Origin of the sequence: Candidatus Poriferisodalis sp. (assembly GCF_965214215.1) — a bacterium.
Lineage (GTDB): Bacteria > Actinomycetota > Acidimicrobiia > Acidimicrobiales > Poriferisodalaceae > Poriferisodalis.
The window spans coordinates 1,559,655-1,584,110 of sequence record NZ_CBDCBD010000003.1 but is presented as its reverse complement, the minus strand read 5'-3'; the positions used below and the strand labels follow the sequence as shown (position 1 = coordinate 1,584,110).

Sequence of the window (24,456 nt, the reverse complement as noted above, 5' to 3'; positions counted from 1 at the left end):
AACTTACCTCGTGGTGAACGGTACGTAGTTCGGAATCTCGCCGAGCATGGCGGCTGCGAGCATGCGGGCCTGAACTTCGAGTACACGCCGGTAGGTGATCTTGTAGCCATAGGTGGGGTGCGTGATCTCGTGGTCGAGACGCCGTTCGTAGGACGCGATCACAGCTCGACGCGCTGCTTGCTCGAGTGCCACTCCCCCGGCCCGAACAATGAAGCCGTTCTCGGCCACCTCGCCGTTGTTCACTGCATTGATCACCACCGACTCGGCGATGATGGGCCGGAACTCCTCCGCCAGATCAAGGGCCAAGGCGGGCCGTCCGAACCTGGGTCGGTGATAGACGCCTAAGTACGGATCGAAGCCGATGGAGTACACGACGGCCGTGAGGTCCTTGACAAGCAAGGCATATAGGAATGACAGCAAGCAGTTCAGCGGGTCGCGTGGAGGCCGGCGGTTGCGGCCTGCGAAGTCGAACGTGCCCAGGCGGTCGTCCCTCAACATCGACGCGAAGCTGCCGAAGTAGGAGCGAGCCGCCGCCCCCTCGGTGCCCAGCAGCGACTCGATCGAATCGACGTCCGCCGCCTTCACGGCGAGATCCTTCAGCTGTCCGACGGCCGCTTCCACCGGTTTCCGAGAGTTACGCATCAGCAGCGTGCGGGAGTTGCGGATCTTGCCGACGACCATCTGGCGAGCCAGCGGCAAGCCCGCTTGAGCGGCCACCGCGACCTGGCGCCGACGCAACTCCACATGCTTGGAAGGCAAGCCGTGAGCGATCCCCTGGAACCAGCCTCCGTAGCTGAACCAGCACACCGGGATGTCCTCCCGGAACGCTGCGTGCAGCAACTGGGTCGACACCTGAACATTGCCGCTGAGGTTGATCTGCGAGATGTCGATCAGGCGGACGCTGCGGACCACCTCGCGATTGACTTTGACCTCTACCCGGCGCTGGCTGATGCCGAGGCGGGCACCTTGCTCGGTCACGTACAGCGGTCGTGCCTCCGAATCGCGAGGGGTCAGACGCCTCGGCGTCTTCTCTACATGACCGGAATGGAAATTGGTCTCATCAGGCAGGCAGATGCCCACCAGCGAGCAGCGCGGACACTTGGGGCTGTCCACCAGCGGCACCGGCGCATCGTCGGCGGCTGCGACACGGCGCAGCCGCTCGACGGTGTCGAGCGTCTTGTCCAAGAGCCGGTCGTCGAAGTCCACGGTCGTGCGTTCGCGCGACGCTGCGAAATAGAACTGGCCCTCATCACACGCGTAGCCGCTGTCGCGCAGAATCAGCCCGATCGCAGCTAACTGCTGCAGCTCCGGCTCCCACGCGGGGCCATGCTGGGGCGGGCGGCCGCGCTTGACCTCGACTGGCACGACCTTGCCGTCGAAGCCCTCGACGATGTCGGTCTTGGCGATCAGCCCCAGCCGCTCCGAACTGACGAGCACTGAGCGCGCGTTGCTCACGGGCTCGTCCTCCGATGAATCGCCCATGCGCCCTCCTCCTTCGTCCACGCGACGATGCACGTAACGACCATGCACCGTGTCTGCGTTGTCCTCGAAACGGCTCTGGACCCACTCCAGGTAGAACAGCCGCGGGCAATACACGAACTCGTTGACCATGCGGGCCGGAACGAGATCGGGTACCTCAGTCACTCGTCGCGCCGCCAGATCACTCTCGGCGGGCCGAATGTGCCGTAGCCGCCCTGATCGCTCCGGCGGATCTGCGACTGGATCACCCGGACGACGCCCCAGCCCGAATACTGGCGGCACCGCTCCAAGAACTGGTTCTCCATCCAAGGTTCAGTAGGCGCTGGATTCGAGGCGTGAGCAAGCAGCGATGCAACCGCCGCTGATCGCGCTGGTCGATTCCACAGGGGCCATGTGAAGTGTCCGCGTTTCCAGCCGCCCGAGCATCCCTGAGTCGCAGTCCCATTCGTCGACCGAAAGCAGGGGAAGCGGCTCAATCCAAGAATGGCCAGCGCCTCCGCTCCGGGATTGGTGCTCTTCTTGACCGAAGACGGATTTGTAGAACTCAGTGCGTACAAGCGATCATCCACGACATCCCACATCAGCGAGGGACCCTCGCTGCGGTACTTCCAAGGCTCCGACAGATCTGCCACGAGTTCTTCGAGGGTGACCGCTCCGAGAATCTCGCGCGCCATCACAACGAACTTCATCTGCCCCGCCGTGAAGTAGAAGTCGGTGGGCTTGGCTCTACCGCCATTGTCAAGGCTGTTCTCCGCAACGAGACACATCGCGATCCTCCCAGCATCTCCGGCGCTGCGGGATCGGGACAGATAGTGAGTTATCTCGTCCGGGTCCAACTTGAGCTTCGGCTCGACACCTGAACCGAATGCAGGACCGACAAGCCACTCCTGGATGAGCTTCAGCGCCGAGTGTGCTACTTCGTCAACGCTGTCCACCGAGTCGAGAACTGGGTAAGAAACGACTCCTTCAGTCCACCGCAGCGTGCCAGCCGGACTGTCGCGCTCGACTGCCAGATGCGAGCCGAGTGCCGCCATGAATCCGAGCGGGTTGGTGCCGGACAAGCCTCGCAACTCGATCTCTGCCATCAGCTCGCTGCTCCGTGGGAGGCGGCGTGGGCTCCGGCTTCCTCTGCACTGCAACGGTGGTCGGCCAGCCGAAGGATTGCCTCGAGCCACGCGAGGCCGTGGTGCCCGTACTTCGCGCTCAGTCGCCAGAACCGGTCCGCCATTTCCAGCGCAAGGTTCGTCTCGCTGAATTCGGAATGTGCGGTCAGCAACATGTCGCCGAGCTCGTAGGACAGTTCCCTGGGGCAAGGATCGGCAATGATCATCGGAAGCGGACGGCCCCTTCCGTGATGAGTTGCCACGAGATGAAGTACGAGATCGGGGTCGTGGGCCCGTCTCATGAGATCGTCGTTGGATTGCGCGAGCGCCACGCTGGCCACTTCGTGGCGCACCGGCGGACCTCCTCCCAGCGAGCGGCGAATACCCGGGCACGACTTCGCCAGCGGCTCGTCCAGCATCGCCAAGCGAACCGGGTCGTTGCCGACGAGCTGCGACTGAAACCGCTGATCCACCTTGCCGAGATCATGTAACTCACCCGCAAGGCACAGATCGGCACACAACTCGGGCCCCAACCAGAGACGCTGCGCGAATTCCTTGGCTCGCTGTCCGACACCCGACAGATGGTCGCTCAACAGAACACCGCTCCCCGTCAGCGAGGCATCGTCGCCGCCGACAAACGTCAGCACATCGACGCTGAGCTGAACCAGCATGTAGTAGTCGCTCATCCAAGGCAAGTCGAGATCCGTGGCAATGTCGTCGCGCTCCGCAGTGATGAGTTCGATCTCGCTGTCACGAGGATTGACGAAGTGCCGTAGGGCACCGCGCTCATCGTCACTGGGCGAGGTTGGATCGCCGACCAGCCATCGCAGGTGCTGCGGGGCCGTGGCTGCATCGTGGCCAAGAAGTCCTTCGACCCATGCCCGGATTCGCTCGCGCGGCGTCTGTTCTTCTCCGGCCGAGACGTCGTTTCCGGAGCCCTCACGGATGGGTCGAGGCATCGCCGGGGCGCCGTTGCCGAGCCATGATCGAAGCCATTCATCGAGCTGATCGTCCAAGCGGATGGTGCATCGCCTGCCGTACGCCCACTGGGCCTCATCGCCAAGGTCCGCGATGGTTTGGGAACTCTGTGGCGACTCAGTAGACACGCTCGCATCGGGGCTTGACACAGGTTGCCCCGGATCCCATGTGCCTCCGGCGAGCCCGCCGACGCTGGTGTCAACCAGCAGGATGTCCCCTGGCCTGATTCCATCAACGGTCGCGGGTTCCACAACGGCATCCCCGGCGACGTAGCGCAGCACTGAGGTGGCCAAGGGCTCGTCTCGTCTCGGGCGCGCAGCCTGTGCTTCCGCCCGGACTGCAACATCGGCGACAGGTGTCTCGTCGCTGCCTCGCAGCCACGCTCGCGCTGCCGAGATCGGCACCGCTAGGTGCTCGGCGGGTCGGGGCGGGACGAGGCGAAGCGCCTCACTGCTGCGGTCTCGCCGCCAAACAATCGCGACATCGGGCTCCGGCGGGTTGTCGTCAAAGCCGTGCAGAAAGTCGCCTATGTCGGGTTGCACCAGTGGTTGAGGGCTGGTCTGCGCCCACGCCTCCATGTGCGTCGGTAGCAGCAACGGCGCCGGCTGCCAGGGGGCAGCCGTATCTTCGCGCAGCATGTCATCGAGCTGAGAGCTGGCGAGTCCGACATCGATGGTGTCGTCTTGCGCCCGCGCACATAACTCGCGCCATGTCGCCTGTACTGCATTGCCATAGATCGGGTCGGGTTTCTTGCTTTCGACGTCAGCCTTCAACCCAAGGATCCAACACCTGGCAGGTTGGCCAATCTCGTGTGCGAGCGTTCCGCGCCTGTCGAGACGTCCCAGTCGCTGGCGGAGACTGTCGAGCGGACAAGCCTCGGTGATAAGCACATCGAAGCTGAAGTCGGCACCGACCTCGATCGATTGCGTCGCCACGACCATCGCTCGCTCTCGTTTGGGGTCGCGCCGGTCCGGATCCACCAGTGCAGCGATCTCGCGCAGTCGTCGTTCCCGATCCAGCGGGCGCATACGTCCCGTGATGAGATGCGTCACGTATCCCGCCTCGGCCAATGCCCGGTGCACCTCGCGTGCAGTGCGAACCCGGTTGACCACAATGCCGACACTGCGCTCGTGATCGAGCAACTCGCCCTTGATGATGCGCGAAACTTCCTTCGGCAGTGAGACGTGTGGCACCCGGCCAGAAAGCCCGACCATTCGTGCCTGCTTCGCAGCCCGGACAATCTTTCGAAGCCGCTGTTGGGCTTCGCCGGTGCCTTCGAGGTCCGCTGTCGGGTCAAGGGCAAAACGACGCCGAGTGTCGTCATCCGGTGTCGCCGACATCTCGACGACAAAACGCCGCCGTGGCAGCACGTCGGCTCTGAACGAGTTGATTGATGCTTGGTCATCGAGATCCCGAAGGGTGGCGACGAACGCTCTGCTCAGATGCACCTCATCGAGAACAACGAGGCAGTCGTTTCCCGCGAGTCCCGCATGGATCGGCCGCATGCCAGCGCTTGCCCCGTAGCCGCGAAACAACAGCTTCGAGCCGAATTGGTCAATAGTGGACACCATCACCCAAGGTTGGTCAGGACGTGTGGCCCAGTCCCGGTCATGCGGAATGCCGCCGCGCAGAGCGGAAACGCCGATTGGATCGTCCGCGTCGGCGGCAACACGGGAGAGTGCACCGCCGATCTTGGCAAGGAGCCCATGGCCATCAGAATTCGTCGCCTCTCGAATGGCGTTGCTGATTCGTCGTGCCCGTTCGAAGACTTGGTCGACCACGATGCGGCGATCGACGACGAACACGACACGTCGCGGAAAGACGGTCGGGCGGGCCGCTAGCGCGAACACCGCTGCGTCCAGCACTGCGGTCTTGCCAGTACCCGTCGGCAAATCGATGACTTCGGGCCACTTTCCCTCGCTGAGCACCTGCTCGGTCAAGCGCACCTGCCACGGGTAGGGCTCGTGGCCATGCACAACATGGAAAAACTCCGCGAACTCAGCGGCGGACAGCGTGTCAACGCTCATCTTCGACCCCGGATTCCGATTCAGATACATCTGCTGCGCGGCGAGGGAGTGGTCGCATCAGACCCAGTCCCATGAATCGACCCGAACCCAACACGACGGGGCCGGTGACGCTCTCTTCAAATCTCACCGCAGCATGCACAAGGCGCCGACGCACACCAGAGGCCCGGCGGGTTCCCTGCACGAACGCGGGAAAGCGAGCCGCTGGATGCGCTCCAGTGGTCAGAGGATCCAATGACACTGCGACGGCTGCCGGTTGAGGAAGACCGACATGCAAGCACGATTGACGAACCTGTTCTTCGGCGGCAGCCCAAGCCCTTGAACGCGAGGCCGGTGACCCGCTCGCCAGACGGCCAGGATTCTTCGGAAGTGCAATGGGCGTCACGCTGACCCATTCAGACGACGGCCGCTCCCAGGTATGCGATCGGAGGGTGCGGAGTTCGAATGGCGGCTGCTTGCGCAGGAGCTCGATCGTGATGCCACCGGTCAATGTGAGCCGACAGCGTCGACGGGATCCGGCTTGTTCCCACTTGCCGATGGCGCGAAAAGCTGCGCGAGCAGCTTCGTCCCCCAAGGCCTCTGGCAGCATCACCGCGAGTCCCATAATGCGGCCGTCTGCGTGTGCGTGGCCCACGTTCGGCAGCGCAAGGAATGCAGCGTGCGGGTCAAGGCTCGGCTGGCCGTCGGGCAAATGCCCACTCAATCCCTCCGGCAACGGATCATCGGCATGACGAAAGATCGCGCCTCGCAGTGCTTCGGTCAGTTCGATCGTGCGCGTCGTCGGGAACCGCCGCTTGTCGTCTGGCAACTCGAAGACGAGGAAGTCACCGGCGGTGTCTGCCCGCAGTGCCGTCGACGAACCGTTGTCTGCGGCCACCGTGGAATACCGGACCCCGACGAAAGGCAGGGACCGAGGTCGTATGCCCTCGTGGCGTCGATGTTCCTGTTCGAGGGCCATTAGCTGACCGCGCTGCGGGCAACGGAGCACGATCGACCCGCTGCCGGGTTGCATCGTCGGCACCGCGGTCGTCTCAACCAGACGACACGACACGAGCGAGGACGAGTGCCCGAGCCGAGTCACTCTCGACAGCAACCCATCAAGAGCGCTCGCTAGATCGGGTACCGGCGTCTCAGCCCAGCTGAAGCAGACTTGAGGGCACGCAGGGGTCACCGACGGAAACTGGCGCTCTTGCTTGCCGCGACCATCCGGAAGGAGGGCGTCCGCGTCCTTCGGGTTCGTCCTTCCTGCTGACTCGACGAGCGATGTCACATCTCGTTCCTTGTCGATCCGGTCACGCACTCGCTCGACCTTGCGCGTCAACTCTCCGTGTGAAGCTTCGAGTTCGGTGTCGTGCTCGTCGAGCAGGCCCTCCAGCCGATCAGCTCGTCGCCGATACTGCGCACCCGCAATGACCGAAGCATCGTTGACGGGCACGAAGTGACTCACGGGGCGTCGAATTGCGACGTCGTCGGGGAGCGAGGCCGCAATTGCAGGGGCCTTGCAGGATTCAAGCCACTCCAGCGCGTCGCGCTCAGCCGGGTCCGGGACATCGGCATCGGCCCAAGTTGCGACGAGCGCCGAGAACAATCGGGCTGGGTGCGGGGGCCATTCGTGCTCGCCCCGGTCGTGATGGGCAGTGGCGACATATCGACCGGTCAGCAGCGTCACCTCGATGGAGATCACGAATCCTCCGCTACTCCCTCGCGTGCGGACAACTCCCGGCTGCGGCGAAGCAACTCAACCAGCTTGGGCGCTGGCACCAGCCTGATCTCGTCAGTCACCCAACCGATCCCTGCCGTTTCTGCCGCATCGACTGCTTCTCTCAGGAGGGCAGCGCTGGACTCACGCTCGATGCTTATGGCCTCGGGATCGGATCCGTCACGATGGACAAGCTCGAGCGACGGCGCATGCTCGGGCACGAGCAAGCAACGCGAACGCAAGTCGAAATCCAACTCATAGGCGTAGGCGATCGCAGCGACGCCCAGCGCGGCGACAGCAGTCCGCGCCGCGACCGAGGCTTCCCTCGACGCATTGGCAAACTTGAGCCGTCGCAGAGCGGCCAACGAGATCAGCGTTGTCTGGCGGGCTGATGAGATCGTTACCCCCCCGGCGAGCGCGTCAATCGACGGGGCGATGTTGCCGTGGTTGATCTCAGCCGGTCGGCCGTCGGAACCCACCGTCTTCGGCTTGCCCTTCTCAACGGCCGCATCGTCCTTGTGCAGCGTCCAACGCTGCTCAGGGTCCGCGTGCTCGTACACAACGGCTGCGCCGCGTTCGATCTGCAGGGGGTCGATGCGGCTACCGACCTTCGATCCGACCCGCGCGTCCAGTCCCACCACCTCAGAAACGAAGGCCCTCTGGAACTTCGCACCAAGACCGCCCTTCGGCCCTGTCGAATCCCATTGCCCGAACAGCAAAGCCGTCGGGGCGTACTTGAACATCGCTGTCGCATTGCGCGGTTGCGCATCGGTAATCTCACGGCCGATGTCAGACAAGCGAAACAGCGTGCCGCCGAGCAAGCTGTCCCGAAAGATCGCATCGGCAAGTCGGTGAGGCGCCTCCAGCACCGTCAAACGCCCGATGTCGCTCACATCGGTCTCGACAGTGAAATCCACGAACGGCACCGGAAAGCGCAGTTCGTCGGCTTCCCAGCCCTCCAGAAGTGCCAGTTCCGCCCGGTTCGCTTGTGATGCCACTGAATCGAGCAGCACCGTTGTGGCAACCCGGTCCCCGACTTGGCGTTCTTCGATGGCGTACTTGTTCTCGGCGTTGCTCGCCACGGCATACGTCGGTGGAAAGACCTTGCCCCCCGGGCCGTCGGCCGGCTGCAGGCTCATGACCGAGCGCAGCGCGACCGCTCCTCCCGCCACTGCATCTCGCAGCATCTCGTAGGTCAACTCAGACATCTGCCTGTCCTTTCTGGCGGCATCCGGCCGCCCATCAGTCGTTGCTGATCTTGCAGAGGGGGTGTGACATCACGAAGTGCGTGGCTCAACTTCGCGAAGCGCTCGCGGCGCGCGAGGTCTCTCGCTGGGGTATCGCCGGCCGACTTTGCTCGATGCTTGACCAAGGCCCAAGAAGAACTGCAACCCACGTCTCCCACCAGCCAATTGGTGAGATCGGTGGTGCTTGGCAGCAGCGGCACTGGGACCAGAAAAAGAGAAACACGCCATTCCTGGTCAAGCCGAGGCGTCCAGGAAGGCGGGCAAGATTGGGGCGAGCATACAGCAGGCGGCTGACGTCAGCGCTCAATGTCACGCCCGGCGCTGTGGTGGGCATCATCACCCGCAGCTCTTGCGTCCGTAGTCCGTCGGCTCCGCGCCCGGCATCACCGTCCCACCTCTCCGCATCGGCGCACGGGCGAGTGCAAATGAATTCAGCAACGGGTCGAACGCAGTCGGCGAACTGACCGATGCCGCGGAAATTCGTTCGGGTCGCCTCGTCGCTCAGCCCTACGTTCGCCACCGCGTCGCACCGCGCTGCCGCCTTTAGCGGCCGTCGGAGGCGACCCCCGGGACGTACCTACACTGAGGAGCAGTACACCATGGCAATCGACGAGATCGAACGGACCGAAATGGTGCAGAAACTCATCGACACACTCGGCGAAGCGCCGGCCGCCACCCTCATGAAGTGTGTCTATCCCGACGGCACAGACTTCCTGGCCACCAAGGACGACATCGCTGCCTCGGACGCGCGAATGCGCAGCTACGTCGACTCGGCACTAGCTCGTCAGACACGGATGCTCATGGTCACCATGGCCGGATTCATGCTGACCATCTGGGTACCGCTCACCATCACTGCGCTCACCTGAACATTTGCACCCCGCCAAGTTCTGCCTGAACGACGGGCTGAACTGACCACGCCCGCAGATCGCTTCAGACATGGATGGAAGCGCCCGTCCGGGGAACGTTTCGTGTCACAGGGGGTTCGTAGCGTGGAACCCATGTTCACATCGCCCCCATCGAGCGAGCCTGCTGCGGCTGAGCGCCGCGGAAGCGCAGGCCGGGCCGCGCCGAACCGCACCGGCACGGGTATCGATGCCGGGACGGTTGTCGGCCAGGTCTCCGCTTTGCGAGACAAGCTCTCCCGGCTCGGGGATCAGCAGGTGCTCGAGGCTTTGGGTGCCGTGCAGCAAGCGCTGAATGCGCTGGAAGGAGCTCGGGCGGCGCTCGTCCACGAGGTGACTTGCCGCGAGCTGCACATCGGTCGCGGCGAGACTTCGGCGGCGGAAACGCTGACGTCGCTGGCTGCGCTGCGGCGTTCGGCCGCCCGGCAGGTGGAACGAGAGTCTGCGGTCATCGCCGAGAAGGCCGAAGTGGCCGAAGCGCACTGCGACGGTTCGATCACCACCGATCAAGCGTCTGCGCTCGCATCGGCCGAGGTACCCGAGACGGTCCGCGACGAGTTGCTCATCGACGCGATGCGCCAGAACGCCGACCAGACGCGCCGCAAGGTGTGGCAGGCCGAGGCCGCTCATCGCGCCGAAAGCGACGCACAGCAGCGCAATCGCCAACAGGCCGCGCGGCGGGCGTCGATGTGGATCGACGACGACGGCATGTGGAACCTGCTGGCAAAGCTCGATCCCGAGACCGGCGATCAGGTCAAGCGACTGCTGGAGCGGGCCGTCCAGCGGGAGTGGCGATCCGAGGAAGTTCTGCCGGCCACACAGCAGCGCACGGTGCCCCAGCGCGCTGCCGATGCCCTCGTGGCTCTGCTGCGGGGGCCGCGTGGCGCATCAAGCGGTCCCGCTTCGGGCAACCCCGAATCGGTGCACTCACAGCAGGCGCGTTCGAGCCAGGACGAAGTCGGTCTCGGGCCGCTCGCGTTCAATGACCCGAACGCTCAGATGATCGTGACGGTCGAACTGGCGTCTCTGCGCAGCGCCATCGCCGCCGTTGGAGGCTGCGCGTGCGCCGACAAGGTGCACGGACTCGACCGAAGCGAGCGACATGACGCCGGCGGTCCGATCAGCTCTTGCACCTGCACCTGCACCAGCGGCCCGACCGGCCGTTGCACCTGCACCAGCGGACCGACCGGTCGATGCACCTGCGCTAGCGGCCCGACCGGCTGTTGCAGCTGGGTCAGCGGCCCGACTGGTCTCGACACATGCACCAGCGGCGGCAAGATGTGCGGCCTCACCGGCACAGGCACCGAACTCAGCCCCTCGGACGTGCGCCGTATCGCCTGCGACGCCACCATCGTCCCCGCGGTGATGGGCACCCGAAGCGAAGTGCTCGACGTAGGACGGACATCGCGGACCATTCCGCCAGCGATCCGGCGAGCTCTGATTGCACGAGACGGAGGATGCGTGTGGCCCGGCTGCGGTGTCGCGCCGATCGGCTGCGTGGGCCATCACCTGGTGCACTGGGCCGATCTGGGCCCGACCAGCCTGGCCAATCTGGCGTTGCTGTGCCGCACGCACCACAAGTTCCTGCACCAGCACGACCTTGGGCTGCTGCCACCCGGCGCTCCCAACCAACGAACCGGTGCCATCGGTTTGCTCGACGACGCGTCACCGCCCTTGACCGCTCGGGAAGAACGCGCCGGGCGTTGGACCGTTACTGGTCTCTCGACGAATCTCGCCGCAGACCCAGAAATCCTGCTACCGCTGCGGTGCTGAGAAGCGAGCTGCGACATGGGCGGCCGGCTTGCATCGCTCGGATCTGCCCGACTTGTGTGCCGGACGAAGGCTCCCGCAGACGATCCGTACTGCGACACATCACTTGGCCTGCCCTGCCTGCCGCAATGGGCGGTTCGGGTCGGGTGACGGCCATGAGATGCCGCGACAATTCGCTTGGGCTGTCCGGCCTGCCGGTCATACGTATGCCACCGCGACGCACCGCGCTGCCGCCTCTGGCGGCCGTCGGAAGCGGCCCATTGACCACATCTACACTGCGGAGGAACACCCCATGGCAATCGACGAGATTGAACGGACCGAGATGGTGCAGAAGCTCATCGACACGCTCGGCGAGACACCGGCCGTCACCCTCATGAAGTGCGTCTATCCCAACGGCGCCGACTTCCTGGCGACCAAGGACGACCTCCGTGCCCTCGAGGAGCGAATGCGCAGCTACGTCGACAGCACGGTCAGCACCGCGGTCAGTGCGGCGCTGGCGCGCCAGACTCGAATGCTCATGGTCAGCATGGCCGGCTTCATGCTGACCATCTGGGTACCGCTCACCATCACTGCGCTCACCTGAACTGTCGGGCACAGCACGGATCGGCGGCATCGCCGGTCGGTTCCGGTGCATCATTCCGCTGCCGCGTGACCGGGACCGTCCACCGGTGACCTCCACGAAGATGCGCCGCTCGTATCCGCTAGGAGCGTGATCGGAAAGTCGTATTTTCGACATCTTTCCGTTGCACAACCGCAGGTCAGCGGCGTGTTGGCTCAGCCGAAACCCCTTTTCCGACCAGACTCCTAGCGCGTGACCGGGACCGTCCTAGCCGGCTGGCCAAGGATTCACGATGTCGACGCCCGTGTCCACGAAGTCGGCTGTGTTCCGCGTGACCACAGCCATGGCGTTGACTGCGGCGATCGCAGCGATCTGGGCGTCTGCTTGGGCCACCGGACGACCAGCGGCCCGACGTCTCGCAGCAAGCGTGGCGTAGGCGACTGCAGCGTCGCTGTCGAAGGGAAGAATCCGACCGGCGAAATCCTCCCGCACCAGCGCGTCTATCGCCGCGCTCACTGCTTCGCGGCGCGCACCCACCTTCATGATGGCGACTCCGAAACGAATCTCCGCCTCGTTCACGGCGGTCAGGAACAGCGACGACGACGCGTGGCCCGCCACCCAGGCTGTCACCGACGGTTCTGGCGTGGGGCGAATCAGCTCTGAGACGACGTTGGTGTCCAGGACGAACATGCCGTCTAGCCGAACCGGGGAGGTTCGCGGACCGGCTCACGTGATGGCAACGTCAGCTCCACGCCACCGAACGGCTCGACACGTGCCCGAATCGACGCGACGAGATCCGCCGGCCCAGTGTCGTCCTCCACCGCGACACGGAGGATCCGCCGGACCTCCTCCTCCATCGAACAGCCGTGCACCGCCGCTCGCACGCGCAGTCCGGTCTTGACTCGCTCGTCGAGGTTACGAATCGTGATGCTCGACAATGCTCCAACCCCAGGTTCTTGTGAAGCTCTCGCGGATGATTGCATTGCAATCGTACTGAGTTCAGCAGCAGAGCGAGATAGAGACGCCCCCACGAGCACGCCGCGCCATTCCTGGTCGAGCCGAGGCGACCAGGATGGCGGGGAAGATTGGCGAGGGATCTGGCGGCGCCAGACCGCACTCATCGCAGCGTCCGACGCACCCCGCTGGAGTAGGTGGAGCATGTGCTCGGCATGTGTGGTCAGCAACGTACGACGACACGTCAACGGCTCACGATGCGGCAATTCGCTTGGGCGCTCCCATCGCCGATTTCTTCGTGCGCCAACGTGCCGCACAGCGCCGCCGCGTGCGCAGCTAGTGCGGTGTCCGCAAACGTTCGCACGGTCGCCGACGTCGAATTCTCTCGCAGATCAGGCCTTTTGCGAGATTCCAACCATGCGTAGGTTCGCGGACACCCCACTAGCGTCCGCGCGATGAATTCCGACACGGGAACGGCTGGGGTTGCCGGGGGCACCAGTGGGTCCGAGCCGGTGGTGCTGTACGACGAGGTCGACACGGTGGCGTTCATCACGCTCAACCGACCCGAGCGTATGAACACGCTGACCGAGAGCGTCATCGCCGGCGTGGCAGACGGCATCGATCGGGCGACGGCATCGAGGGAGGTTCGCTCGATCGTGCTCCGCGGCAACGGTCCCACGCTCACCGCGGGGTACGACCTCAACCCCGGCGGGGGCACCGGCTACAGCGCCGAGGAGCTGTACGACTCGTGGGGCAGTCCCTACAGCGCCCCCGGCCCCAAGCCCCGTGAAGGCGCATGGGACCCGGTGCGCGACTGGCAGTTCATGGGCCACAACGTGAAGCGGTTCATGAAGATCTGGGAGTGCCCCAAGCCCGTGCTCGGGCAGATTCACGGCTGGGCGATCGGCGGGGCAACCGACATGGTCCTGTGCTGCGACCTGCTGTTCATGGCCTCCGACGCGCACATCGGCTACGCCCCCTCACGCATCTACGGAACGCCCACCACGATGATGTGGGTGTACCGGCTGGGCCTCGAACACGCCAAGCAGTTCCTGCTGTCGGGCGACGCCATCGATGCCGAGACCGCCCATCGCATCGGGCTGGTCGCCTACGTGCACCCGCCTGACGAGCTCAGCGACCAGGTCGCAGCGTTCGCTCGCCGGCTCGCACATATCCCAGCGAACCAGCTGGCGCTCAACAAGCTGCTCGTCAACCAGGCCTTCGAGAACATGGGTCTGCGCACGAGCCAGCTGCTCGGCACGTTCTTTGACGGCGTGACCCGGCACACCGAGGAGGCCTACCGCTGGGTGGAGGACTTCGAGACGAAGGGCTTCCGCCAGGTCATCGCCGAGCGCGACGCACCCCACAGCGACTACGGCGAGCGTCCGAGATGAGCGAGCGGCCTTCGGACACCATGCGACAGGTTCGTCCCCGGAACCACATCAGCAGGCGCAGCCGTGGCTGAGCAGCCGACGCTGGTGCTGCTGCACGGCCTCGGCGCCAACCGTCACGTGTGGGACGGCGTAGCCGAACTGTGGAGCGGCGGAGTCTTCGCACCCGATCTGCGCGGCCACGGCGCGGCACCCTGGTTCGACCGCTATTCGTTCGGGGCGATGGCCGCCGACGTGGCGGAGATGCTCGCCGACGCACATGGCGACGGCCCCTATGTCGTCGTCGGGCATTCGATGGGAGGCATCGTCGGCCTGGCGCTCGCAAGCGGATGGTTCGGGCCGACGCCGAATACGGCGGCCACCATCGGGGTGAAACTGCGATGGACCGACGCCGAAGTCGCACGCATTCCGGAGCTTGCCGAACGGCCGCCGCGGCAATTCAGCGACCGGGACAGTGCCGTCGAGTGGTTCTTGAAGCTCTCAGGTCTGTTCGGCGTCGTTGCTGCAGACGACGAGCGAATCTCCAACGCCATCGACGCCGGCACCATGCGCACCGACGCCGAGGTTCGCTACACCACCGACGGCGAGCCAGTGCGCCTCGACCCGCCCGGCCCTGCACCCGGCTGGTGCGTTGCCCAAGACCCCGCAACCGTCGAGGTGGGCCCGCCGGACATGGCAAGCCTGCTGTCTGCAGCGAAGTGCCCGGTGGCCATGGCGGTGGGCGAGCACGATCCGCTGGTAGCGCCAGGCCACCACGCCGACTTGGCGTCAGTCGCAGCGGCCAACCCTCACACGGCCGGTGTCACCACGCCGCACGTCCTCGACGGGCTCGGCCACAATGCCATGGTCGAAGATCCCCAAGCAGTCGCCGACTGGTTGACCGCGCTTGCAAGATCAGCCGAGACCATCTGAAGCTCAACCAGGGGCAAGCCGCGCGCCACATTCGAGGACGGTGCAGCCGCGACGGCCCACAGGCCCGGGCACACCGACTAGCCCTCTTCGAGCGGCAGCTCTCCGGCGATCTTGACGCACTCGCCGCCGTCGATGTCCATGACGTGGCCGGTCAGCCAGGTCGCTGCCGCTGACAGGAACAGTGCCGCTTCGCCGATGTCGGACGGCTCGCCGAGACGCTTCATCGGCAGCTGGTCGGCGATCATCTTGCCACGCGGCCCATCCCAGAGCACCCGCGCAAAGTCGGTGCGGATCAGGCCGGGAGCGATGCAGTTGACGCGAACTTTCGGCCCCAGCTCGGCAGCGAGCTGGCGGGTCATGTGCATGAGCGCGTCCTTGAACATGCAGTAGACGCCCAGCGCCTCCGAAGTGTGGTGACCGCCCACCGAAGCAATGTTGATGACCGAGCCGCCATGCTCAGCCATCCACATCTGCCACGCCGTTTGGGTCCACTGCAGCGGCGCTCGCAGATTCACCTCGTAGGTCTTGTCGAGCCGCGGCACGTCGCAGTCGATCATGGGGCCAGCCCACGGGTTGGTCGCCGCGTTGTTCACCAAGATGTCCAGCGAGCCATAGCGCTCGATGGTGGCACCGAGCACCCGCTCGGCCTGGTCGAGATGGCCAATGTGCGCAGCGATGAAGTCGCACTCGCCGCCGATGTCGGCAACCGCGGCCTCGCATTTGTCGGCCTTGCGGCTCGTGATCATCACGTTGGCGCCCGCATCGGCGAATGCCTTAGCGATGCCCTTGCCAATGCCGGCCGATCCGCCGGTCACCAGTGCTGTCTTTCCGTCCAGTCGCAGTTCCATGCTCGGTTGCCTCCTGTCATGGGTGAGCGCGTGTGCGCCTCAGTCGTGCAGGTCAAGTTCTGACCCGTTTAGTTCTTGCCGATCTCGTTCCACGGACCGCCGTCGGCGCGTGGCTCGCGCGGCAGCCCGAGCACCCGGTCGCCGACAATGTTGCGCTGCACCTCCGAGGTGCCCGCATAGATCGTCCCGGGTCGGGCGCCCATAAACGTCTGCACCCACGCCAGCGAGGAGAAGTCCGCGCCCACCGCGTCGGTGTTGATGCCGTTCACGGCGGGATGGCCGCTAGGCGCGGTCGCCTCCATGCCCAGCAAGTCCAGCGAGAGTTCGGTGACCCAGTGGTGATACTCGCTCCACAGCAGCTTGTGCAGCGACGACTCCGGACCGGGGGGTTCGCCGGCCAGCACGTTCGTCACGTTGCGCTGGCCCATCCACTTCATGATCTCGACCTTGGCGTGCGCCCGGGCGAGGTCCTGGCGCACGAGCGGATCGGCGGTGGCGCCTCGCTCGACAGCGACCGCAGTGATTCGGTCAAGTTCGTTTCGGAAACGGAGCGCATCGGTGGTGGCGCCGTGGCCTCGCTCGAAGCCGAGCAGCACGTTTGCCACCCGCCAGCCGTCGTTCACATCGCCGACCACGTTCTCCTTCGCCGTCTTGGCGTCGGTGAAGAACACCTCGTTGAAGTCGTGGCGGTTGTTGATGTTGATGATCGGCCGCATCTCGACGCCGGGCTGTTCCACGGGGACCAGCAGGAACGAGATGCCGCGATGCTTGGCCTCGGTGGGGTTGGTGCGGCACAGCACGAAGATCCAGTTGGCGGTGTGGCCGCTGGAGGTCCAGATCTTCTGGCCGTTGATCACCCATTCGTCGCCGTCGAGGACGGCACGCGTGCCCAGGTTGGCGAGGTCTGAGCCGCTGTCGGGCTCGCTGTAGCCCTGGCACCAGCGGTGCTCGCCCGAGATGATCTTGGGCAGGAAGTGGCGCTTTTGCTCCTCGGTGCCGCATTCGATGATGGCGTTGCCGACCATCGTGATGCTGAAGCCGTCGTTGTCGCCGCCGACGGGAACGCCGGCCTTCGCGAACTCCTCGGCCAGCACCACCCGTTCGACTTCGCTGAGCCCGGCGCCGCCGTACTCAACCGGCCACGACACGGCCAGCAGCTGATTCTCCGACAGCAGGGCCCGCCATTCCTCCACGAACTGCTCGCGGGCGTCTTCGTCCAGCGAGCCCATGCCGCTCCAGTTGGCCGGCAGGTGCTCGGCCAAGAAGGCCTGGATCTTCTCGCGGTAGTCCTCGGCCTCTTCGGTGTAGGTGGGATCCATCGTCGCGCTCCCCTGCTCGAGATACAGCTCAGCTCGCCGCTGAGTCTGCCACGCGACAGGTGGGAAGGCTCAGGGCCAGCAGCCGCAGCGTCCAACGGTTCGGCTACGGCCGGTAGCCGCCGTGCCCAATGGTTCGGCTATGGCCGGCAGCCGCCGTGCCCAATGGTTCGGCTATGGCCGGCAGCCGCCGTGCCCAATGGTTCGGCTACGGCCGGTAGCCGAACGTACTCGGCCCTGGCTTCAGCGAGCGGCGGGCGAGGTCGACCCATTCGCACAGCACCGGACGGGTGTCGCGGGGGTCGATGATTTCCTCGATCTCGAAGAACTCCGCCGAGCGGTGCGGCGAGCGGACACTGTTGAGCCGATCCCGGATCTCAGACAGCAACTCGTCAGGCGTATCGCTGTCGGCGAGATCCTGCTTGTAGGCCACCTCGAGGCCGCCCTCAATGGGCAGCGAGCCCCAGTCGCCCGACGGCCAGGCAACCCGGTAGCTACGGGCGCCCGGCTTGTTGTTGGCGGCACCCGCGACCCCGAAGGCCTTGCGTATGACGACGCAGGCGAACGGCGCTGTGAGCTGCCCCAGCGCGGCGAGAGCAGCGGATCCGAACCGAATCGTCCCGCTTTCCTCTGACTCCTTGCCGATCAAGAAGCCCGGGCAGTCGGCGAGGTGCACCACAGGCAAGTGGAACGTGGAAGCCGTGTCGAGCAGGCGGATCAGCTTGCGGCAGCTATCCGCAGTCCAGCCGCCTCCGTACACGTAGGGATCCTCGCCGAAGATCGCCACCGGCCACCCGTCGAGACGTGCCAGGCCAGTGATGAGCGAGCGCCCCCAGCGGCGCCCGATCTCGAAGAAGCTGCCCTGGTCGCAGACCGACTCGATGATCGAGCGCATCTTGTAGACCCGGCGCGGCTCACGGGGCACGATCGAGATCAGCTCGTCGTCGCGACGTTGCGGGCTGTCGCCGCTCAACACCCGCTCGGGCAGCTCGTCGATGTTCGAAGGCAGGTACGACAGGAACTGCCGTGCGCATTCGAAAGCCTCGGCTTCGCTGTCGACCACGTCGTCGATGGCGCCGTTGGCCGTGTGAATGTCGGCGTGGCCCAGTTCTTCCTTGCCGTGATCGCCCAGCGATGCCTGCTCGACGAGCGCGGGGCCAGCGATCATCATCTGCGCGGTGTCACGCACGATCACCGAGTAGTGCGCCGTGGCCACCCGAGCGGCGCCGATGCCAGCCACCGAGCCCAGCGCCAGCGACACCGACGGCGCCACCGAGAGGTGGTTCACAATGACGTCCCAGCCGCGCAGCTCGGGGATGTAGGTGCGGCCGGCCATCTCGATCGACTTGACCGAGCCGCCGCCGCCCATGCCGTCCACCAGCCGGATGTGCGGCAGGCGCATCTCGTAGGCCATCGACTCTGCAGCGTTGCGCTTCTCGGGAATCGTGGCGTCCGACGAGCCGCCACGCACGGTGAAGTCGTCACCCGACAGGATCACCGGACGGTCGTCGATGCGCGCAAGGCCGAAGATGAAATTCGACGGCGTCAGATTGACGAGGTTGCCGTGGTCGTCGTACTCGGCGACGCCGGCAGTCTTGCCGATCTCGTGGAACGAACCCTTGTCGGCCACCGCGTCGACGCGCTCGCGCACGGTCATCTTGCCGAAGAAGTGCTGCCGCTCGACCTTGTCGGGCCCACCCAGCGCCTCGGCGAACGCCTCGCGACGCCTCAGCTCGGCAATCTCCGGCTCCCAGCTCATCTCAACCCCCGCCGCCACCCGATTCGGCCCGGTGGCGGTCGTTCGCCTTCATAACGCCGACCGCCGAAGAGCGTACGTGCCCAGTTCCAACACTGCCGCAGGGCGCCGGGCAGCACGCCTGGGAGTGCTGCGCATGGCTGTGCGCGACCCGCCGCGCCCCTCGTTCAGCCGGCGGTGGGATCCACCAGAAGCTTGATGGACGTATTGCGCCGAGCGGCGAGATCGTCGATCGCCTGAGGCAGTTCGTCGAGGGTGAGCGTGCCGTTCACGAGCGGCGTCACACTGATCCGGCCGTCAGCGATGAAGCCGGCCGCGGCACGCATCTCGTCGATGGTGAAGGCCAGCGAGGTGTCCACCGAGACCTCCTTGAACAGCCAGCGGTTCGGCCGGATCGTGGCATCGCTGCCCGTGACGCCGACGATGCAGACCGAGCCGCCGTAGCGCACCATGTCCACCGATTGCTGGATGGTCTGCGGGATGCCGGCACAGTCGAAGGCGATATCGGCACGCAAGCCGGCCGTGGTCTCGTTCACTGCCTCTCGCATCGGCGCACCGGGCTCGACTGCGATATCGGCACCGAGGCTGAGCGCGAGGTCACGCCGCTGGGCGTCTGGCTCGATCGCGATCACCGTCCCTGCGCCTGCGAGGCGAGCACACTGCGCTACCAGCAGTCCGATCGGACCGCAGCCCACCACGCACGCCACGTCGCCGGCCCGCAAGCGGCTGCGACGCACCGCGTGCAGCGCTACCGAGGCAGGCTCGATCACCGCAGCATCGTCATCGGTGAGCTCGTCGGGCACACGTACCAGCCGATCTGCGCTTGCTGCCATGAACGGTGCGAAGCCGCCCGAAACCGGCGCTTTCTCGCCGATGTAGTACGAGCGCGCCGTCGCGCAGTAGGCAGGGTGATCAGCCCGACACTCGGGGCACCGACCGCAGCCCGGCGCCAGCCCGCCCGTGACGCGGTCGCCGACGTCCACTACCCGAACGTCGGCATCGGTGGCGACGATGTTGCCGACCCATTCGTGCCCGCAGATGCCAGGCGCGTAGGGCCAACCCTCCGCATAGGCGTGCACGTCGCTGCCGCAGATCCCGCAGAGCGAGATCTCCACGAGCGCCTCGCCCGGCCCTGGCGTCGGCTCGTCAACCTCCCGCAGCTCGAATTGTTCCCTGCCCGTCACCAATCCCGTACGCATCCGCACATCGTCGCGCAACCCCCGCAATCTGCGCCGGGCCAGCGCCCAGATTCAGCGCACGACACCGTCGTGGCCTGTGCACCAGCCGGATCTTCCGGCTAGCGATCGAGCCGACTGGCCACGGCACGTTTTCGCTCATCGACACGGGCTGGCACATGACATCGGCGCGAGGCAGCACCGGGCGCGGCTCAACAGGGCACGATCGAGATCAGCTCTTCGTCGCGGCACTACGGGCTGTCGCCGCTCAGTACGCATTCGGGAAGCTCGTCGGGCGTGAATGCGTCTAGGAGACTGCTGATTTATTCGGTTTCGGCACCGACGGCAAGTCTCTGACCTGCGGTTTTGCTCGACCCGAAAGGGTGATTCGGGAATTGCTCAACAGCCTCCTAGTGCTGTCGACATTTACATATTTTTTATTCCTTTTTAGTATTTGTTGATATATTTGTGTTTCGTGATTCCGCCGGGCACTCTCGCACTCCTTCCCGAGGGCATCTGGCTCACGCGCTACGAGGCGAAGTGGGTGCTCGAGGCGTTGGACATTGCTGCTGACGCAGTTCAGAGCGAGAGTGAGCAGGTTCTCGTCGACCGGGCGATCACGGTGGTCACACGTAAGCTCTGGGAGGAACTCGCGGACATTTTGGAGATGAACGGGGACCAGGATGGCTAGGCCGCCCACCATGCGTCATCTGACAAGCGACGATCGCCCGATCCGTGCTCGGCAAGCTGCGGATCGACTCGGGGTCGAATTGTTCGACATCTACTGCATGATCGAGTGGGGCGAGATCGTGGGTGGTCCCGATCCTGACGGGCGAGTCGCCGTTCCCGCTGCTGAGATCGACCGGGTGCTCGCGGCCGGGGGCGCTCCGAACTACGCCGAGGTCTACAGCACGTACGACAAGAACCGGGACATTCCCGAACACGAGTGGCAGCGGCTGGCTGCGCTGCACAAGTCTTTGGCGACCTGTGCGCCGGCCGCCGACGCGTCCAATTCTCCCGGCTGAGCCCCTCCCCACAGACCAAGCGGCGTCCTCAGCGGATTCGGGGAAACCCCCTACGGTCTCCGCCGAGGCTGAACTCTCGACTTCGAGGCGAAGGGCCGGAAAGCTGTTGCTGTGCTTGAGCGTGCTGGCATCGGCCTTGCTGGGCTCGGCGCCCCGTCCTTGGTGTGGCCCGCTCCGGCGCGCTGCGGCTACGCCGCGCGGGTCAGCCTCATAGGGTGCGGCCATGGAGTTGAGACTCGATGGCCGCACAGCACTCATCACGGGCGGTAGCCGAGGTCTGGGCCGCGCCATGGCCGAGACCTTTGCCGCTGCAGGTGGCTGCGTGGCAGTGGTTGCCCGCGACCGATCAGCGCTAGACGAGACCCTGTCCGCCCTGCAGGCGGCAAACCCCGACGGCGCCCACGCAGCCATCTCTGCCGACGTGAGAGACGCCGACGAGCTTGCTCGCGCTCACTCCGAGGCGGTCGCCGCGTGCGGGCCGATCGACATCCTCGTCAACAACTCCGGAACCTCCAACGCCCGGCCGTTCCTCGAGATCAGCGACGACGACTGGCAGGACGATCTCGATCTGAAGCTCTTCTCCGCGATCCGTCTGTGTCGGCTGTGCCTGCCGCATATGCGCGACCAGCGCTGGGGCCGCATCATCAACTCGCTGAACGTCGGGGCGAAGGCCGCCGCAGCGCAGACATGCCCCACTTCGGCGAGTCGCGCCGCAGGCATGGCGATGACCAAGGCCCTCGCGTCAGAGTTCGCGGCCGACGGAGTCCTGGTAAACGCGCTCATCACCGGGCTGCTGGTCACTCATCAGTGGCGCACGCGCTGGGAGCGGGAGGGGGCCGGCACCACATTCGACGAATTCACCGCATCGATCGGCAATCGCATTCCCGCCGGTCGCATGGGCGATGCCCAAGAATTCGCCAACCTGGCCCTGTTCCTCGCCAGCGACGCCGCCAGCTACGTCACCGGCACCGCGATCAACATCGACGGCGGTCTGTCACCGGTGGTCTGAAACCTGGGGATTCGAACCCCTCGACACGGATGCCATAGCTGCGGAGGCGGCAGGAAACTCTGCGACGTTGCGACCTGCTGGATCGCGGGAGCAGAGGGACCTGCCGCCTCCGCAGCGGGCGCACAAAACTGCGCGCCTCGTCAGCCGGGGGTCAGCGCGCCGAGCTTGTCCATCAGATCGGGCGGCGGGCGGCGGGGCTTGCCGTCGTTGTCGCAGATCGCCGCCTTCAGGAAACCCTCCACGAGCACCGCATCGTCAGACTCGCGGATGATCCGCTGCTGCCATCGCGTGCTGGCACGACGGCGCTCCGCAAGTTCGGTCTCGACCCGCAGAGTGTCCCTCGCCGTGGCGGGTTCCCGGAACCGCACCTCCAAGTTGGTTACCACGATCTGCACGTTCTGGTCCGAGAGGTCCGGCAGCGCCAGGTCGGCCGATTCCAGCGCCAAGCAGCGGGCTGCTTCGAAATAGGCGACATAGACCGCGTGGTTGACGTGGTTGTACGGGTCCAGCTCGCCGAATCGCGGCACAATCTGGGTCGCATGGGTCGCCATCGGGGCAACGCTAGAGCGCGACAAACGCCGCCGTCGTCCATCAGCACCAGGCGATCAGATGACGGCGATTATTCCGGCCTGCGCCGGGTCGACGAGACGCGACTGCCGCCGCGGACGGCTCACCACAGCTCGACAGGTCGCGACCGGCTTCAGCGACACATCGCCCTCCCCCAAGGAGCGTGGTCCGAAAGTCGCATTTCCGGCATTTCCCACTTGCAAATCCGCAGGTCAGCGGCTTGCTGCTTTAGCCGGAGCCCTTTTCCTACCAGCGCCCTAGCGTTACGGCACGTGAGCATCATCGCGGCGATCGACGTCGGGACGAACTCGTTCCACCTCGTCGTCGCATCGGTCGACGCTGACGGCCACTTCGAGGTGGTGACCCGCGAGCGCGAGCCAGTGCGGCTCGGCTCCGGACCCGAGGACATGAAGCGTCTCGAACCTGAGGCAGTCGACCGGGGCGTAGCCACCCTCGGTCGGATGCGCCGCATCGCGGACCACGCCGGCGCGGACTCCGTCACTGCGGTGGCCACCAGCGCGGTGCGCGAGGCCGACAACCGCGATGCATTCACCCAAAGGGCGCGTTCGGAGGCCGGCGTGGACATCGAGGTCGTCTCGGGCTTCGAGGAAGCCAGGCTGATCCATCTCGGCGTCTTGGGGGCCGTTCCGCTGCTCGACAAGCGACACCTGATCATCGACATCGGCGGCGGATCCACCGAGTTCATCATCGGCGACGGCACCGAACCGTTGCTGCTGCGCAGCCTCAAGCTGGGCGCGATCCGGCTGACCGACCGGTTCTTCCCCGAGGGCCGCACGCGCAAGCGCTCGGTACGGGAGTGCCGCAGCTACATCGAGTCATTCCTCGGTCACCTTCCCGCGGAGATCAGCAGGCTCGGGTTCGAGACCGCGGTCGGCTCGTCGGGGACCATCACTGCCTTGGCGCGCATGTGCGCGATCCGGCGCGGCGACCGAGACAGTCGCACCGGACGCTTGTCGTTCACGGCCAAGGAGCTGCGATCGGTGACCGCGGAACTGGTCGCTGCGACAACGCCCGTTCGCCGGCTCGCCATCGAAGGGCTTGAGGAACGCCGGGCCGACATCATCGTGGGCGGCGCCCTGCTGCTGTCAGAGATTTTCGAACAGCTGGGCATCGAGCGCATGGAAGTGTCCGACTTCGCATTGCGCGAGGGCATCTTGTTCGAACAGATCCGGCGCGCCACGGCTCCGGAACTCGACCCGTTTCACCGGCTTAAGGATCTGCGGCGCTCGGGCGTGATGTACGTGGCGAACAGCTACCACGAGGACCTGCGCCACGCCGAGCACATCACCGACCTGGCGCTCGAGTTGTTCGACGGGCTGGGCCCGCTGCATGGGCTCGGCCCCGAGGACCGGGAGCTCTTCGAAGCGGCCTCGCTGCTGCACAACGTGGGCATCTTCATCTCGCACAGCGCCCACCACCGCCACAGCTACTACATCATCCGCAACAGCGAGCATCTCACCGGATTCACCGAACGCGAGATCGAGATCATCGCCCAGGTCGCTCGCTACCACCGCAAGAGCGCACCCAAGTCCAAGCACACCGACTTCGCCTCGCTCAGCTCCGCTGACAAGAACAAGGTGCGATGGATGGCAGCAATGCTGCGCGTCGCCATCGGCCTGGACCGCTCCAACCGCCAAGTTGTCACACGGGTACGCGTCGCAGACAAGCCCGGTCCGTCCGGTGGGCAGCTCAATGGCGAACTGCGGTTGATTGCGCGCGTG

Annotated in this window: 20 protein-coding genes and 1 pseudogene; 9 read left to right on the top strand and 12 right to left on the bottom strand. The window is 65.5% G+C overall.

The annotated features are described in order from the left end of the window. Positions 1–3: 3 nt before the first annotated feature. From cas4g/cas1g to cas7g, 5 genes are read right to left on the bottom strand one after another with little or no spacing between them, the layout of a single operon-like run. Positions 4–1,644: a CRISPR-associated endonuclease Cas4g/Cas1g gene (cas4g/cas1g, locus tag ACOOF5_RS09565; protein ID WP_420438531.1), complete on the bottom strand. Its 1,641-nt coding sequence runs from the start codon at positions 1,642–1,644 to the stop codon at positions 4–6. Next, positions 1,641–2,564, bottom strand: a complete 924-nt coding sequence (locus ACOOF5_RS09560; protein WP_420438529.1) for a type I-G CRISPR-associated protein, Cas3-extension family — start codon at positions 2,562–2,564, stop codon at positions 1,641–1,643. The genes cas4g/cas1g and ACOOF5_RS09560 overlap by 4 nt, the downstream gene beginning before the upstream one ends. Further along, entirely contained in the window at positions 2,564–5,587 is a 3,024-nt protein-coding gene (cas3g, locus tag ACOOF5_RS09555; RefSeq protein WP_420438527.1) for a type I-G CRISPR-associated helicase/endonuclease Cas3g, read from the bottom strand. Before cas3g ends, ACOOF5_RS09560 begins: the two co-directional genes overlap by 1 nt. After that, positions 5,577–7,268 (bottom strand): type I-G CRISPR-associated protein Csb2, encoded by a 1,692-nt coding sequence (gene csb2, locus ACOOF5_RS09550; protein ID WP_420438525.1) that lies wholly within the window; start codon positions 7,266–7,268, stop codon positions 5,577–5,579. Before csb2 ends, cas3g begins: the two co-directional genes overlap by 11 nt. Further along, complete coding sequence (cas7g, locus tag ACOOF5_RS09545) at positions 7,265–8,491, bottom strand: type I-G CRISPR-associated RAMP protein Csb1/Cas7g (RefSeq protein ID WP_420438523.1); 1,227 nt, start codon at positions 8,489–8,491, stop codon at positions 7,265–7,267. Before cas7g ends, csb2 begins: the two co-directional genes overlap by 4 nt. A 638-nt stretch (positions 8,492–9,129) precedes the next feature. Here cas7g and ACOOF5_RS09540 point away from each other — a divergent pair. From ACOOF5_RS09540 to ACOOF5_RS09530, 3 genes are all read left to right on the top strand, one after another. Continuing rightward, on the top strand, positions 9,130–9,396 hold the full coding sequence (locus tag ACOOF5_RS09540; RefSeq protein WP_420438521.1) for a hypothetical protein: 267 nt from the start codon (positions 9,130–9,132) through the stop codon (positions 9,394–9,396). Between the two features lie 132 nt (positions 9,397–9,528). Then, a complete protein-coding gene (locus ACOOF5_RS09535; protein WP_420438519.1) occupies positions 9,529–11,205 on the top strand; it encodes a DUF222 domain-containing protein in 1,677 nt (558 codons plus the stop codon). A 289-nt stretch (positions 11,206–11,494) separates the two neighbouring features. Continuing rightward, positions 11,495–11,785, top strand: a complete 291-nt coding sequence (locus ACOOF5_RS09530) for a hypothetical protein (RefSeq protein WP_420438517.1) — start codon at positions 11,495–11,497, stop codon at positions 11,783–11,785. Positions 11,786–12,028: 243 nt separating this feature from the next. On the opposite strand, the gene ACOOF5_RS09525 is transcribed toward ACOOF5_RS09530, so the two are convergent. After that, positions 12,029–12,451, bottom strand: a complete 423-nt coding sequence (locus tag ACOOF5_RS09525; RefSeq protein ID WP_420438515.1) for a PIN domain-containing protein — start codon at positions 12,449–12,451, stop codon at positions 12,029–12,031. Between the two features lie 5 nt (positions 12,452–12,456). After that, positions 12,457–12,699, bottom strand: coding sequence for a FitA-like ribbon-helix-helix domain-containing protein (locus ACOOF5_RS09520; protein WP_420438513.1), 243 nt, complete (start codon positions 12,697–12,699; stop codon positions 12,457–12,459). 471 nt (positions 12,700–13,170) lie between these two features. On the opposite strand from ACOOF5_RS09520, the gene ACOOF5_RS09515 reads away from it, so the two are divergent. Next, positions 13,171–14,109, top strand: coding sequence for a crotonase/enoyl-CoA hydratase family protein (locus ACOOF5_RS09515; RefSeq protein ID WP_420438511.1), 939 nt, complete (start codon positions 13,171–13,173; stop codon positions 14,107–14,109). Between the two features lie 63 nt (positions 14,110–14,172). Then, the gene (locus tag ACOOF5_RS09510) at positions 14,173–15,018 is read left to right on the top strand and encodes an alpha/beta fold hydrolase (protein ID WP_420438509.1); all 846 of its coding nucleotides are present in this window, start codon (positions 14,173–14,175) and stop codon (positions 15,016–15,018) included. A gap of 77 nt (positions 15,019–15,095) precedes the next feature. Here ACOOF5_RS09510 and ACOOF5_RS09505 read toward each other — a convergent pair whose 3' ends face one another. The 4 genes from ACOOF5_RS09505 to ACOOF5_RS09490 form a co-directional block, all read right to left on the bottom strand. After that, positions 15,096–15,866, bottom strand: a complete 771-nt coding sequence (locus ACOOF5_RS09505; protein ID WP_420438507.1) for an SDR family oxidoreductase — start codon at positions 15,864–15,866, stop codon at positions 15,096–15,098. A 68-nt stretch (positions 15,867–15,934) separates the two neighbouring features. Then, positions 15,935–17,185, bottom strand: a complete 1,251-nt coding sequence (locus tag ACOOF5_RS09500) for an acyl-CoA dehydrogenase family protein (RefSeq protein ID WP_420438505.1) — start codon at positions 17,183–17,185, stop codon at positions 15,935–15,937. A 205-nt stretch (positions 17,186–17,390) separates the two neighbouring features. Next, positions 17,391–18,941: an acyl-CoA carboxylase subunit beta gene (locus ACOOF5_RS09495; protein WP_420438503.1), complete on the bottom strand. Its 1,551-nt coding sequence runs from the start codon at positions 18,939–18,941 to the stop codon at positions 17,391–17,393. A gap of 164 nt (positions 18,942–19,105) precedes the next feature. Next, positions 19,106–20,137, bottom strand: a complete 1,032-nt coding sequence (locus ACOOF5_RS09490; protein WP_420438501.1) for a zinc-dependent alcohol dehydrogenase — start codon at positions 20,135–20,137, stop codon at positions 19,106–19,108. 451 nt (positions 20,138–20,588) lie between these two features. On the opposite strand from ACOOF5_RS09490, the gene ACOOF5_RS09485 reads away from it, so the two are divergent. From ACOOF5_RS09485 to ACOOF5_RS09475, 3 genes are all read left to right on the top strand, one after another. Further along, entirely contained in the window at positions 20,589–20,804 is a 216-nt protein-coding gene (locus tag ACOOF5_RS09485) for a hypothetical protein (protein WP_420438499.1), read from the top strand. 10 nt (positions 20,805–20,814) lie between these two features. Next, positions 20,815–21,138: a hypothetical protein gene (locus ACOOF5_RS09480; protein WP_420438497.1), complete on the top strand. Its 324-nt coding sequence runs from the start codon at positions 20,815–20,817 to the stop codon at positions 21,136–21,138. 223 nt (positions 21,139–21,361) lie between these two features. Then, the gene (locus ACOOF5_RS09475) at positions 21,362–22,147 is read left to right on the top strand and encodes an SDR family NAD(P)-dependent oxidoreductase (protein WP_420438495.1); all 786 of its coding nucleotides are present in this window, start codon (positions 21,362–21,364) and stop codon (positions 22,145–22,147) included. Positions 22,148–22,287: 140 nt separating this feature from the next. Here ACOOF5_RS09475 and ACOOF5_RS09470 read toward each other — a convergent pair whose 3' ends face one another. After that, positions 22,288–22,698, bottom strand: a complete 411-nt coding sequence (locus tag ACOOF5_RS09470; protein ID WP_420438493.1) for an acyl-CoA thioesterase — start codon at positions 22,696–22,698, stop codon at positions 22,288–22,290. Positions 22,699–22,986: 288 nt separating this feature from the next. On the opposite strand from ACOOF5_RS09470, the pseudogene ACOOF5_RS09465 reads away from it, so the two are divergent. Further along, positions 22,987–24,327: pseudogene (locus ACOOF5_RS09465) on the top strand (Ppx/GppA phosphatase family protein); the annotation flags it as partial. Positions 24,328–24,456: the final 129 nt, after the last annotated feature.